Origin of the sequence: Micromonospora sp. NPDC051196 (assembly GCF_040682415.1) — a bacterium.
Taxonomy (GTDB): Bacteria; Actinomycetota; Actinomycetes; order Mycobacteriales; family Micromonosporaceae; genus Micromonospora.
Window position 1 is genome coordinate 197,181 of the sequence record NZ_JBFBAY010000003.1, and the last position, 13,438, is coordinate 210,618.

The following is a 13,438-nucleotide window of genomic DNA, read 5'->3' on the forward strand; positions in this document are numbered from 1 at the left end:
CGGGCACCCGTCCCGCCACACCGGCGGTAGCCGGGCCGCGGGACGAGTGCCCGTCGCAGGTCAGCCGACCGGAGTCGGGAAACCGCGGTCGTGCTCGGCCTGAAGCCGGGCCATGGCGTGCTCGACGACGGTCACCATCACCTGCTTGACCGACTCGCGCCGCCGGGCGTCGGTCATCACCAGCGGCACGTCCGGCGAGATGGCCAACGCCTCGCGTACCTCGTCCAGCTCGTATTGCGGCGCGCCGTCGAACCGGTTCAGTGCGACCACGTACGGCAGCCTGCGGTTCTCGAAGTAGTCCAGCGGCGCGAACGCGTCGGTGATCCGGCGGGTGTCCACCAGGACCGCCGCGCCCACCGCACCACGAATGATCTCGTCCCACATGAACCAGAACCGGGTCTGCCCAGGTGTGCCGAAGAGGTACAGGATCAGATCCTGCGCCATGGTGATCCGGCCGAAGTCCATGGCGACCGTGGTGGTCTCCTTGCCCGGCACCTTGGACGAGTCGTCGATCCCGACGCCCGCCGCGGTCATCACCGCCTCGGTGGTCAGCGGTGTGATCTCCGAGATCGCGCCGACCAACGTGGTCTTGCCGACACCGAAGCCACCCGCGACGACGATCTTCGCGGAGATGATTCCCCGGCTCTGGCGGGCCCCGGCGGGGTCATAGCTCGCGAAGTCCACTCAGCACCCTTCCCAGCATTTCCATCCGCTCCTCGTAACCTGTGGCGGGAGCGGCCGTCTGTAGCGTCAACAGGCCTTCGGTCACCATGTCGGCGACCAGCACCCGGGCGACACCCAGCGGTAGCCGGGTGTACGCGGCGATCTCCGCCAACGACTCGGGGCGGCCCTCGCAGACCATGGCGATGCGATGCTTGTCGTGCCCGGCAAACCGCGACTCGGCGATCTGGGTGGGGCTGGCGACCAGCACCGCTTCCAGGGCGATGTCCCGGAGCGGTTCGGTGCGGCCCCGGGTGACCGCGTACGGCCGCACCAACGCACCCCGTGGGTCACGTCGCGGATCCATCCGCGATCACCTCCTCTCCCGTCCGCCGTCGCACCGTACGCGCTATGACCGCACCGCGTCCCGGGGCAACGGCACCAGCGCCGCACCGACCCGTTCGACCAGCAACGCCATCTCGTAGCCCACCTGGCCGACGTCGCAGCTACGCGCCGCGAGCACCGCCATCGACGAGCCGTCGCTGATGGACATCAGGAACAGGTAGCCGCTGTCCATCTCGATGACCGTCTGCAACACACCGCCGGCGCTGAACATCCGCGCGGCTCCCTCGGTCAGGCTGACCACACCGGAGGTGATGGCGGCGAGCTGGTCCGCCCGGTCCGTCGGCAGGTCGCGGGAGGAGGCGAGCAGCAGGCCGTCTGCGGACACCGCCACCACGTGGGCGATACCCGCCACGCTGTCGGCGAAGTTGGTGAGTAGCCAACCCATGTCCTGCATGGCCGCGGGCCTGTTCATCGGCTCGTCTCCTTGGTCGAGGTGCTGTTCTGACTCGCGCCGGCCGTTCGGCCGCGCTGGACGCCGCGGTGGTAGGCCGACAGCAGACCGCGTACTTCGTCCGGGGTACGCCGACTGTGCTCCCGTCCGCTGCGGGTTTCGATCCCGCCCGGTACGAGTTGCGCCTGCGGCACCCGCTTCGGCAGCCCGGACCGGGTCGTACCGGCAGGGGTGGGCTCGGCGGCCTGGCTGGCGCGCGACCAGCCCTCGTCGGCGGCGGTCCGCCAGGCGTCGTCGTCGGCGGACGCGGCGGCCGGTGCCGGTTCCGCCGGCGATGGCGCGGCGGGCGGAGGCGCGGCGGGCAGCGTCCCGGTCGACCCGGTGGACGAGGCAGGGTACGACGGCGGCGGCAAGGATGCGCCGCCAGCAGCCGCGCCCGGCGTACGGGTGGGCAGCGGACTACGTCCCTTGGTCGGCTCGACGGTCGGCACCGATGGGGCGGCGGCTGCCGGCGCGGGTGGCTCGTCGAACTGTGGCCGGCTGAAGATGGCCGTCACGTCGTTGCCGTGCGACCGGAACCAGACCGCCTCCATCTCGCGGAAGATCGGCGCCTCGGCCTGCGGCTCGGGTGGTGCGGTGATCGGTGCGCTCGCGACCGGGGCGGTGGCGGCCAGGCTGGCGCCCAGCCCACCGAACATCGAGTTGTCGTAGCCGGTACCCGGCCCCTGGCCCGCCGTCGGCGCGAACCCGTTCGGGGTCGCCGGTGCGAAGCCGTTCGCTGTGCTGACCGCAGCACCGGCGACCGGGCCCACCGGCAGTACGGGTGCGGCCGGGTGCGGGTCGGCGGGGGTGTTCGCCGTCCGGTACGTCAGCGGGTCGATGGTCGGCTGGGCGACGGTGGGCGTGCCGGCACTGAACCCGCCGGCGTAGGCCGGTGGAGCCTTCTCCGGCGCCGGTTCGGCGGCCGGCCAGGGTGCGGCGGTCGACGGGCTGGTACGCCACCGGTCGCTCAGAGTCGCGGTGGTGCTGCGCCCCGCTCCGGCGAGCGGGTCACCGGCACCGGGCGGAGCCTGTTCGACCGCGAGCGGCTGACGCGGGCGGGTGATCGCCTGCTCGCGCCCCCGAAGGCTCGGTAGGATCACCGTGGCGGCAGGCAGCGTGACCTGCGCGACCGTGCCACCCTCGACGTTGCGGCGCAGCTCGACCCGGATGCCGTAGCGGGACGCGAGCCGGCTGACCACGGCCAGACCCATCAGCCGGAACGCCGAGACGTCCACGGCGGAGGGAGCGGCCAGCCGCCGGTTGAGCGATTCCAGCTGCTCGTCGGTCAGGCCGAGACCACGGTCCTCGATCTGGATGAGGACGTAGTCACGGATCCGTCGACCGTCGGCGACGACGGTGGTGTTCGGTGGCGAGAAGCGGGTGGCGTTGTCGAGCAGTTCGGCCACCAGCCGTACCACGTCGTTGACCGCGTGGGCGGCCACCGACACGTCGGTGTCGACGGTGCCGAACTCGATGCGGTTGTAGAGCTCCACCTCGGACTGCGCGGCTCGCAGCACGTCGACGAGCAACGCGTCGTCGCGGCGTGGTACGGCCGAGTCGGCCCCGGCCAGCACCAGCAGGTTCTCGTCGTTGCGGCGCATCCGGGTGGCGAGGTGGTCAAGCTCGAAGAGCTGGGCGAGGCGCTTCGGGTCCTCCTCGCCACGCTCGATCGCGTCGAGTTCGCCGATCATCCGGTCGACCAGCGTCTGGCTGCGGCGAGCCAGGTTGAGGAACATCGCCGAGACGCTGCTACGCAGCGCCGCCTGCTCGGCGGCGACCCGGACCGCTTCCCGGTGCACGACGTTGAACGCCGAGGCGACCTGGCCCACCTCGTCACGGTTGTTGAGCTGGATCGGGTCCCGTACCTCGCGGACGATCTCGTCGACACTGCCGTCGCTGACGTTGCCCATCCCCTGGAGCCGGCGCACCGCCTCGGGAAGGTCGTGGAGGGCCACCGAGAGCGCGCCCTCGCGGAGGCGGCGCAGCGAGTGGTTGAGCGAGCGGGCCAGCACCACGGCCAGCGTCACCGCGATGACCAGGGTGAGCAGCACCAGCGTCGTCTCGACGACGGCCTGCCGGATGACGTCCGAACGAGCCTGCTCGGCCTGGGCGAGGAGACGATCCTGAAGCTCGATCTCGGCCCACCGCATCAGCTCGTTGACCGCGCCGATCGCGGCGGTGGCGTCCTGGGCGGTAACCGGCGAACGCTGCCCCACCGAGCGGCTGATGTCGGTGGCGATCCGGTCGGCCAGCACCACGGCGTCACCGGAGACCGTGCTGTCGACCAGCGCGCGCTGTACCGGGTCAGCGGCCAACGAGAAGGCCAGCAGCGCCTCCTGCTGCCCGGTCAGGGTGGCCACGAACGCGGAGAACTGCTCGTTGTCGAGCCGGCCGGTGATCAGTGCGGTGAAGGCGATGGACTCTTCCTCGGCGACGGCCGCCTTGGCGCGGGCGAACGCGGCCACTGCCCGCCGGCTGTCCGCGAGGCTTTCCTCGCCGGGCAGCTGGGCCAGCCCGTCGCCGTAGGCGACCAGGTCGGCCAGGACGACGCCGTAGCGCAACGCGGCCTCGGCGACCTGCATCTGCTGGCGGTCGAGCACTTCCTGCCGGGTGCCGTCGAGCGCGTCCAGGTGCCGGTCGATGGTCGCCAGCCGGTCCCGGACCGCAGCCGGGACCTCGCCGATGCGGGCCCGCTCGGCCCGGTACGCGTCGACCCGCTCCTGGGTACGACGGACCCGCAGGTTGTACGCGTCGACCTGCTGCTGCGTCGAGGCGAGGTAGGCGGCAGCTGCCATCCGCTCGGCGTGCAGGTCGTTCGTCAGGGCGGAGATCTTGGTCGAGAGCACGGTGAGTGATCGGGCCTGGGACGCGTCGTAGGCGCCTTCACCGACCGAGATCAGACGAACCGTGGCCAACGCGATGACCGCAGCCACCGGAACGACCAGGATCAGCGCCAGCTTGGACCGGATCCGGGCGTCGCGCAGCCTGGGCAGCCTGCGCCGTCCGTTCTGCTCGGCGTCGCCGCTGGCGGGCAGGGTCGTCGGTCCGGTGCTCACGACATCGCCTCCGTCGTTTTCTCCGCGCCTGACCCGTCGATCCGTTCATGGAGCGACGGCCGGCGCCACGCGCGGCACGGCCGCGATTTCATCAGACGGGATCGGGTTTGGGAAGCCGCAGTGAGGCAGAAAACCGTTGGCGGGCACGCATCCTGTGGTCCGGTCAACTAATACCTACATTTCCACAGTGCCCTTGATCAGGGCATGTAGCTCCAGAGTGGTCATTCATGTCGCCAGCGTGAGCATACGAAAACATCCCGTTACCCCAACATGTGGGATTGGTGTCCCGAAACGCTCCCGGTGACTCCGCTTGACCGCGGCGCCCGGCATTGGCAAGGTTTTGCAGGCTTCGCGCACACGGTACGGCAGACCCGCCCAGAATATCCACTGTGGACGGCAGTGCCGCCGGTGACCGGGCCCCGCCCGCGCCGCATCAGGAGGACAGAGTTGACCCCCTTCCGCTCCGCGACCGCTCTGGCGGCCGCATCAGCCCTGCTGGCCACCACCCTCACCGGCTGCCAGTTCGGCGGGCAGGAGCAGGACACCTCGCCGATCGTCATCGCCGCCGACCTGGAACTGTCCGGGGCGGCCGCCAGCATCGGCAAGGCGTACCGGCAGGCACTGGAGTTGAAAGTCGAACAGTTGAATGACTCCGGCGCCCTCAACGGCCGGACTATCGAACTGTTGTTGAAGGACAACCGATCCGACGCCAGCGAGTCGCTACGCAACATCGTCGACTTTGGCAACGATTCGCGAGTCAGCGCCATCATCATGGGCGGCTGCAACGAATGTGCGGTCGGCGCGGTACGCACCATCAATGAGAACCAGATCCCCACCGTCGCGCTGGCTCCGGCCGGCGCGGTGGCCAATCCGGTCGCAGATCGACGCTACGTGTTCAAGCTGGCACCGAATGCCACCGATAATGCCGGCGCCCTCACCGTCGAACTCAGTCGCCGGAAAATCACCTCTGTGGGGCTGTTGCGTAGCGACGACACCTACGGCCGGGAAGGCGCCGACGCCCTTCGGAGCGAGTTCCGCAAGGCCGGCATCCAACTGCTGGCCGAGGCGTCGGTCCGCACCACCGACACCGAAGTGGACCGGCAGGCCGGAACGCTCGCCGCGGCCGAGCCCGAGGCGCTGGTCGTCTGGACCCCACCGGAGCAGGCGATGCTCGCCGCCGGCGCGGTCAAGCAGGCCGGTTTCACCGGCCCGCTGTACTTCGACGCCTCCGCTGCGGGTGATCTCTTCCTGGGTGCGTCGGCCCGGGCCGCAGAGCGGGCGACGCTGGTCTTCACCCAGACGATGGTGATCGACGACGTGATCGCCACCACCCCCGCGAAGGCCGCACGTCGCCAGTGGTTCCAGGACTACACCGCCCGCTTCGGCGGATACCACGGTTCGTCGTCGTTCGCGGCGGACGCCGTCCAACTCATCGTCGACGCCGAACTGCGCGCCGGTGGTCCGATCGGCAAGGTCGACCGGGACAGCCTGCGCGACGTGCTGGAAACCTCGCAACTGGACGGGCTGTCCGGGCCGATCCGGATGACGCCGGACAACCACTCCGGGCTGATGCCGCAGGCGTTGACCACCCTGGTCGCCCGGAACGGCCGCTGGCGGTTGGCCAGCTGAGGGTCCGCCTTTTGTGGTCTTGATGGGGTGTGGCCCCAGCACAACCGGCTCCGGGCGGTCAGGCTTGATCCCTGCGCCGGTTGTGCTGGGGCCACACCTGCGTTCGTCCGGGGGTGACGGACGCGGTCAGCCTGGGTGGGGGTCTCTGTCCTTGGTTGCGTTCCGTTGGGGGGGTGCCTGGTTCCTGGTGCCTGGCTGGGCTGTTGCCGGTCCGCTCGGGGGTGGGGGTCAGCGGCTGGAGGTGGTTTCGCGTAGCCAGGGGAGGCTGAACCGCTCGACGAGCACCAACGCGGCGTAGAGCAGGATGCTGACCAGGGCGATCAGGATGATCGCGGCCCACGCCGTGGCGGTGTCGCCGACGCCGGCGTACTGCTGGATCACGTAACCCAGGCCGCCTTCGCCGGCCTGGAACTCGCCGATCACCGCGCCGATCGCGGCCAGCGGCATGGCCACCTTGAGCCCGACGAAGATCTGCGGCAAAGCGGCCGGGAAGCGGATCTTGCGGAACGACTGCCAGCGGGAGGCGTTGTAGGACCGGACCAGCTCGGCCAGGTCGGCCGGCGTGGTGGTCAGGCCGGTCGCGGTGGACAGCACGATCGGGAAGAAGCAGAGCAGGAAGACCATGGTCAGGATCGGCTTCTGACCCCAACCGAGCGCCACCACCAACAGCGGGCCCAATGTGATCTTCGGCACCGCGTTGACGGCCACCAGCAGCGGGGTGAACATCCGCTCGACCATCCGCGAGGCGGCCAACGCCAGGCCGATCAGCACTCCCGCCGCAGCGGAGAGCGCGAAGCCGAACAGGATCTCGCGGGTGGTGAGGACGGTGTGCTCCAGCAGCCGGTCCGACCGCTCGGCGAACGCCGACAGGACGCTGCCCGGCGGCGGTAGGGCGGCCGGATGGATCAGCTCCAGCCGGGCGACCAGCCACCAGAGACCGAACGCGATCAGCAGACCAACGGCCGGCAGCAACGCCGCGACGGTGGCGAGTCGCAGGCCGCCGCCACGCACTCGTCGGCCGCGCGGTACGGCATGGAGCGGCTCGGGCACGCTCCCCGCCGTCTGGCGAGGGCGGACGTCGGTCATTGGTTCCTCCTACGTTTTGTGGTTCGGTGCCGAGGCGGGTACGCCGCACCGGTTGCCGGGTGCGGCGTACCCGCCATCGAGGTGGTCGGCCTCAGCCCTTGGGAGCGAGGTTGAAGTCGATGACCTGCTCGGGGGTCAGGTCGGACTTCAGTGCACCCGCGCCGCGCAGGATCGCGATGCTCTTGGCGACCCGGCCACTGTCCAGCGTGCCCAGAGCGGTACCCGAGTTGCTGGAGCGGACGTACCCCGCCATCAGCTGAAGCTCGGCGGCGGCCGCAACCGGGTTCACCGCCTCGGCGTTCTTGGCCAGGATGTCGGCCGCCTCCTGGGGGTTCGCCAGGGCGTGCTCCAGGCCCTTGAGCAGCGCTGCGGAGAACCGCTTGACCGACTCCGGCTTCTCACTGGCGTACTGCTTGGAGGTGATCAGCACGTTGCCGTAGAGGTCCTGCATCACGTTGCTGTACGGCAGCAGGACCGCCTTCTTCTTGGTCACCGCCTCGATGGTCGGCTGACCGACGACGAACTGGCCGATGCCGTCCACCGCGCCGGAGCCGAGGGTGGCCATCAGGGTCTGCGCCTCACCGTTGACCCAGGTCACCTTCTCGTAGTCGACGCCGGCCATCCGCGCGTACGTCGGGAAGAGGTTACGCACGACGGAGCCCGGGGTGTCGGCGAGCTTCTTGCCCTCCAGGTCCTTGGGGGTGTTGATCCCCGTGCCCTCGACGGTGGCGATGGCGGCCATGGTGCGCTGCTGGATCGCCGCCACCGCGACGAAGTCCTTGGCGTCGCCGTTGCCGAGCTGGAGCAGGCCACCGGTCAGGTCGATCGGGCCGAACTGTGCCTGGCCACCGACGATCGTCTGGATCACGGCGTTGGTGCCCTGGCCGGGCTTGATGTCTACCTCGAAGCCGGCCTCCTTGAAGTAGCCCTTCTCCTTCGCCACCCAGGCGTAGGAGTCGCGCCCGAAGTTGCCGAACGAGGTGAGGTAGGTCACCTGTTCCAGAGCCGCGCCTCCGCCGCCGTTGGTGTTGTCGGTGTCGTCCGAGCCGCTGCTGCACGCGGCGACGAGGGCGAGCGCGGTGGCCATGGTGGCCGCGGCGACCGTACGGGTCAGCCTTCTCATCAAAGCACCTTGTCCTTTCCAACCGGGGCGTCGGCCGCCGGGAGGGAGTGTGTCGGGCGGCGCCGGCAGCCGGAAGGGAGCCGACACCGCGCATCGAGGGGATTCTGCGCGGGCACAGCGTACGAGAGGTCCACCTTTGTGCCGCCAGGCGTATCGGGTTGCGGAACGGAAACAAAGTCATGTCCACCCCGGACGGTGCTTTTCGGGACGAGGCCGGTTAGCCTTTGGCGGATTACCTGATCAACAACTCAGCGGAGGCCCCCGGAGATGATCCGTCTGTCCGAGGTGTCCCGCACCTTCGACGGCCGCACCGGCCGGGTCGAAGCGCTGCGCGGCATCAACCTCGACGTGGGCGAGGGCGAGTTCGTCGCCGTCCTCGGCCGTTCCGGGTGCGGCAAGTCCACTTTGCTGCGACTGATCGCCGGTTTGATCCCGGTCAGCTCCGGTGAGATCACTGTGGGCGGTACGCCGATCACCGGGCCGCGCCAGGACATCGCCATGCTGTTCCAGCGCCCGGCCCTGCTGCCGTGGCGGACCGTACTGGACAACGTCCTGCTGCCGGTGGAGATCTTCGGCTGGAAGCGTGCCGACCACCGGGACCGGGCCCGCCAACTGCTCGACGTCGCCGGCCTGGCCGGATTCGAGAAGCGCCTGCCGCACGAGCTCTCCGGTGGCATGCAGCAGCGGGTGTCGCTGTGCCGATCGTTGATCGGCAACCCCCGGGTGATGCTGATGGACGAGCCCTTCTCCGCCCTCGACGCGCTCACCCGGGAAGAACTGTCCGGGGAACTCCAGCGGGTGCACATGAGCAGCCGGGCGACCATCGTCTTCGTCACCCACTCCATCGACGAGGCCGTCCTGCTCGCCGACCGGGTGGTCGTGCTCAGCCCACGTCCAGGCCGGGTCCGCAAGATCGTCGAGGTGACCATCCCCCGCCCGCGCACGCTCGGCCGCAACGCCCACCTGGCGGAGGTCGCCCAGGTCAGCGCCGACCTGCACGAGCTGCTGATGGAACGCGACCAGCCGGTGGCCGCCGGCCCCGAAGGACGATGAGGATGCGGGTCACCGTCTTCACCGAGCCGCACCGGGGCGCCAGCTACGACGACCAGATCCGCTTCGCCCGGCTCGCCGAGGAGGGTGGGTTCGAGGGCTTCTTCCGCGCCGACCACTACCAGGCGATGGGTGACGAGCCGGCGCTGCCCGGCCCGACCGACGCCTGGTTGACGCTGGCCGCACTCGCCCGGGAGACCAGCCGGATCCGGCTCGGCACGCTGGTCACCTCGGCCACCTTCCGGCTGCCCGGACCACTGGCCGTGATGGTGGCCCAGGTGGACCAGATGAGCGGCGGCCGGATCGAGCTGGGCATCGGCGCCGGCTGGTACGCCCGCGAGCACATCTCGTACGGCATTCCGTTCCCCGACACCCGGGAACGCTTCGACCGGCTGGCCGAGCAGCTGGAAGTGATCAGTGGGCTGTGGGCCACCCCGTCGGGCGAAACCTTCAGCTACACCGGAGACCACTACCGGCTGACCGATGCCCCCGCACTGCCCAAGCCGGTGCAGACGCCCGGGCCACCGATCATCGTCGGCGGGCGTGGCCCGAAGCGCACTCCCGAGCTGGCCGCCCGGTACGCCGACGAGTTCAACGTCCCGTTCACCAACATTGAGCAGACCGGCGAGGCGTACGAGCGGGCACGGCAGGCGTGTGACGGGGTCGGTCGGGCCGACAGCGGACGCGGGCCGCTGGTGTTCTCGGCCGGCATCGTGGTGGCCGTCGGGCGTACCGACGCGCAGGCCCAGCGACGGGCCGCACCCCTGTACGTCAAGAGCGCCCTACCCCCTGAAGATTCGGTGGTCGGCTCGCCGCAACAGCTGGTCGACCGGATCGGCGAGTTCGCGGCGATCGGCACCGAGCGGGTACACCTGCGCCTGATCGACCTCACCGATCTCGACCACCTGGAGCTCATCGCCAGCGAGGTGCTCCCCCGACTGGAGGCGACCCGATGACCGGCAACTCCCCCGTTTCCCCGGCAACCGACCAGGATCTCGTTCTCGGCCCGGTGGGCCAGGAGATCGTCCTGGAGAACGACCGGGTTCGGGTCTGGCACATCCGGCTTGAGCCGGGCGAGCAGCAGCCGCTGCACCGCCACGACCACCCCTACCTGGTGGTGGCCGTCCAGGGCGCGAAGAACGTGATCCAGACCGTCGACGGCGTCCGGATCGACGCGGACGAGCCGACCGGCGGGGTGGTCTACCGCGACCCCGGCGCGGTGCACATGCTGACCAATGTCGGCGACACGACATACCTGGCCCGGCTGGTCGAACTCAAGTAGACCTACCGCAAGCAGGTCGGACGGCGTTCACGGCGCGCCGGTGGCGATCGGTGGCAACGGACCGTAACGTGCCGGACATGGCCAATCGGACCTTGAGCCGCCTACTGCTCACGGCGTTCGGCGTCAGCCTGCTGGCCGGGGCCGGTCAGCTTGGCCTCGCCTTCGGCTTCGGCATCGTCCGGCTCACCGGCGCCTTCAACGGCGCCACCGTCAACCAGTGGCCCGCCCAGCTCGTCTGGGTCGGCTGGTTCGCCGCGAACGCCGCCGTGGTCGGTGCCGTGCTCACCGAGCGGATGGCCCGGCACGACCGCCAGCTCACCGGCACCGGCCGGCAACTGGCGGTCGCCGGCAGCGCTGCGCTGGGCGCCACGGTCGTGGCGCCGTTGTGCATGCAACCGGCCCGCAACGCCGAGCTCATCTCCGTCGATCCGGTCTGGGCCGTGGCCATCTGCGCCGTCCTCGGTGCGATCGTCGGCGCCGGTGCCGCGCTGGCCGTACTGGTCCGACCGCCGTTCGCCTGGAACATGGCCGCCGTCGCCGGGGCGATGTGGCTGCTCGCGCTGCTGTCGGTCGTACCGTCGCTGGGCGCCGGCGGGCCGCTGACCCCGGTCCGCCTCGGCGTACTGGAACCGGCATGGCTCACCGCCGGCACGGCGCAGCAGTTGGCCCTGCTGGTCCTGCCGATCATTGCCCTGCTGGCCGGCCTGGCCAGCGCAGCCGTCGCGCGGTGGCGCGGTCACCCACCGCTGACCAGCGGGCCAAGTGGGGTGGCCGGGCCGGTGCTGGTGGCCTTCGCCTACCTGGCCGCCGGGCCCGGCGATTCGGCCGACCGCTACCAGATCGCCCCGTACTACGGAGCCCTGATCGCGATCGCCGTCGGCGCGCTCGGCTCGGCCGCTGCCGCTCTGCTGCCCTGGCCGCTGACCGGTCGCCCCGAGCCCGACACCCAGGCCATCGAACCGACCGCGATCCTCCAGCCGCTGCCCGCGACACCGGCCCTGCCCACCTCGTCGAGCCGCCCGGCCGGGCAGCACCCCGTGCCGGCCGACTCGCCACCGCACTGGCAATGGCCGGATCAGCAGACGGGCCTGCTCCCCACGCCCGCGGCGCACGACCGAAACCCCGCCCCGGCGCCGGCCGCCGGTCGCACACCAGCGGCTGTACCCACGGGGGTGGACAGCCCCGTACCGGCGGACGACCCTGCGGTGCAGGACCTCGCGCCGACAGTCGGACCTTCGCTGACCGAAGGCCCGCCGCCAGCGGACAGCCCTGCGGCGACCGTCGGACCTTCGCGGGTGGACGGCCCCGCATCAGTGGACGGCCCTGCGGCGACAGACGGCTTCGAGCCGGCGGTCGACCCGGCGCCGGTGGGCGATGGCAGCGACATCCCGTCGGCCGGGCGGGCCGCCGGGCCACCGCTGATTCCAGCCTCAGCTCCGGCTCCAGCCTCAGCCCCGGCCTCAGCTCCGGCCCCGGCCCCGGCCTCAGCTCCGGATCCGGCTCCGGATCCGGCTCCGGGGGGCAAGGCGCCGGCGCCCCGACGGACGCGCAAGCCTCGGACCAGCGCGACGGCCGCGAGCCCGGAGCAACAGCCCGAGCAGAAGCAACCCGCCGCGCTGGCCCCGCACGACACCAGCTCGGCCGCGCATGACCCCAGCTTCGCCATGCCTGACGCCAGCCCGGCCCCGCGCGCAGAAACCACCCCGCACACCCAAAGCACCCCGCACACCGGAAGCACGCCGCACGTAGAAACCGCCGGGCACGTCGAAACCCCCGCGCCCAGCGAAGCCATCTCGCACGCTGAAACCACCGAGCAGGGCGAAGCCCCTGCCCACGGCGAAATCATCGTGCACGCTGAGACCACCACGCAGGGCGAAGCCCTCGCGCCCGCTGACGCCACCGCTCACTCCGCCTCGGGCGCCGACAACGTCAGCTCGCCGCAGTCGCCCGACCCCGGTGGCGACGCTGACTCGGCCTGGCAACCGGTTGACGGAGCCGGCGGGAGTACCGCCACCGTGCGACCCGATCCGGCACCCCGCCCCCGGCACCGCCTGACGCTGCCCGAACTGAACTCGACAGCGCCCTGGAACGCCTTCGTGCCCGCCCGCCAGGCCCATGCGCAGCCAGCCGCCGACAAGACGACGGCTACCTCCGGCACCGCCGGGTCGCCGCGCGCCGGTGAGGGTCCGGCCGCCGCCGACCCGACCGGCACCCCGACGACGCCGACCAGCCCTGGTGGAACCGAATCGACCTCGCGCTCCGGACCGGACCCGACGTCGCCCGCCGTGCGGGAACCAGCATCGTCGGCCGAGCGGGAACCAGCATCGCCCGCCGAGCGGGATCCGGTGAGCACCGCGCGGGAGGTTTCGGCCGCCTTCGCTGCCCCCCCGACCGTCTCCACCGACCCGGCGGCCACCGCCCGTGACCTGTCCGCCGCCTTCACCAAGCCGCCCGCCGTCGCCCCCGAGGACGTCCAGCCGGGCGGCGAACGCGACAAGGGCCTACGCGGCCTGTTCCGACGCGGCAAGTCACGCCCGGACAACGCCGTCGACGGTGAGGAGCCGCTGCCGGCTCAGGACGAGGAGTACGTGGACTGGGTGACCGGGCTCGGCCGACCCGTGGCCGACGACGATCCCGCACCGAAGGGGGCCCGTCGTTCGCTGCGCTCGACCGGCCGGCATCACCGGGACTGACGCCCAGGTGGGCGGGCACCC

At 71.0% G+C, this 13,438-nt stretch carries 11 protein-coding genes; 5 read left to right on the top strand and 6 right to left on the bottom strand.

Annotation, left to right across the window (positions count from 1 at the left end; genetic code table 11):
- Nucleotides 1-60 precede the first annotated feature (60 nt).
- The 4 genes from AB0M35_RS09210 to AB0M35_RS09225 are packed head-to-tail and all read right to left on the bottom strand — an operon-like array spanning nucleotide 61 to nucleotide 4,554.
- Nucleotides 61-684, bottom strand: coding sequence for an ATP/GTP-binding protein (locus tag AB0M35_RS09210; RefSeq protein ID WP_013735905.1), 624 nt, complete (start codon nucleotides 682-684; stop codon nucleotides 61-63).
- Nucleotides 665-1,027, bottom strand: coding sequence for a DUF742 domain-containing protein (locus tag AB0M35_RS09215; protein ID WP_363743397.1), 363 nt, complete (start codon nucleotides 1,025-1,027; stop codon nucleotides 665-667). The genes AB0M35_RS09210 and AB0M35_RS09215 overlap by 20 nt, the downstream gene beginning before the upstream one ends.
- A gap of 42 nt (nucleotides 1,028-1,069) precedes the next feature.
- Nucleotides 1,070-1,477 carry a roadblock/LC7 domain-containing protein gene (locus AB0M35_RS09220; RefSeq protein ID WP_067313320.1) on the bottom strand — a complete coding sequence of 136 codons (408 nt, stop codon included), beginning with the start codon at nucleotides 1,475-1,477 and terminating at the stop codon, nucleotides 1,070-1,072.
- Nucleotides 1,474-4,554 (bottom strand): nitrate- and nitrite sensing domain-containing protein, encoded by a 3,081-nt coding sequence (locus AB0M35_RS09225; RefSeq protein WP_363743399.1) that lies wholly within the window; start codon nucleotides 4,552-4,554, stop codon nucleotides 1,474-1,476. Before AB0M35_RS09225 ends, AB0M35_RS09220 begins: the two co-directional genes overlap by 4 nt.
- 447 nt (nucleotides 4,555-5,001) lie before the next feature.
- Between AB0M35_RS09225 and AB0M35_RS09230 the strand changes: the two genes are divergently transcribed.
- Nucleotides 5,002-6,183 carry an ABC transporter substrate-binding protein gene (locus AB0M35_RS09230; protein ID WP_363743401.1) on the top strand — a complete coding sequence of 394 codons (1,182 nt, stop codon included), beginning with the start codon at nucleotides 5,002-5,004 and terminating at the stop codon, nucleotides 6,181-6,183.
- Nucleotides 6,184-6,411: 228 nt separating this feature from the next.
- Here AB0M35_RS09230 and AB0M35_RS09235 read toward each other — a convergent pair whose 3' ends face one another.
- Nucleotides 6,412-7,269 carry an ABC transporter permease gene (locus AB0M35_RS09235; RefSeq protein WP_363743403.1) on the bottom strand — a complete coding sequence of 286 codons (858 nt, stop codon included), beginning with the start codon at nucleotides 7,267-7,269 and terminating at the stop codon, nucleotides 6,412-6,414.
- A 91-nt stretch (nucleotides 7,270-7,360) separates the two neighbouring features.
- On the bottom strand, nucleotides 7,361-8,392 hold the full coding sequence (locus AB0M35_RS09240) for an ABC transporter substrate-binding protein (protein ID WP_363743406.1): 1,032 nt from the start codon (nucleotides 8,390-8,392) through the stop codon (nucleotides 7,361-7,363).
- A gap of 267 nt (nucleotides 8,393-8,659) precedes the next feature.
- On the opposite strand from AB0M35_RS09240, the gene AB0M35_RS09245 reads away from it, so the two are divergent.
- The 4 genes from AB0M35_RS09245 (at nucleotide 8,660) to AB0M35_RS09260 (ending at nucleotide 13,417) form a co-directional block, all read left to right on the top strand.
- The gene (locus AB0M35_RS09245; protein WP_363743409.1) at nucleotides 8,660-9,445 is read left to right on the top strand and encodes an ABC transporter ATP-binding protein; all 786 of its coding nucleotides are present in this window, start codon (nucleotides 8,660-8,662) and stop codon (nucleotides 9,443-9,445) included.
- A gap of 2 nt (nucleotides 9,446-9,447) precedes the next feature.
- Nucleotides 9,448-10,398 (top strand): LLM class F420-dependent oxidoreductase, encoded by a 951-nt coding sequence (locus AB0M35_RS09250; protein WP_363743412.1) that lies wholly within the window; start codon nucleotides 9,448-9,450, stop codon nucleotides 10,396-10,398.
- The gene (locus AB0M35_RS09255) at nucleotides 10,395-10,724 is read left to right on the top strand and encodes a cupin (RefSeq protein WP_363743415.1); all 330 of its coding nucleotides are present in this window, start codon (nucleotides 10,395-10,397) and stop codon (nucleotides 10,722-10,724) included. Before AB0M35_RS09250 ends, AB0M35_RS09255 begins: the two co-directional genes overlap by 4 nt.
- Nucleotides 10,725-10,801: 77 nt before the next feature.
- Nucleotides 10,802-13,417: a hypothetical protein gene (locus AB0M35_RS09260; protein ID WP_363743418.1), complete on the top strand. Its 2,616-nt coding sequence runs from the start codon at nucleotides 10,802-10,804 to the stop codon at nucleotides 13,415-13,417.
- Nucleotides 13,418-13,438 lie beyond the last annotated feature (21 nt).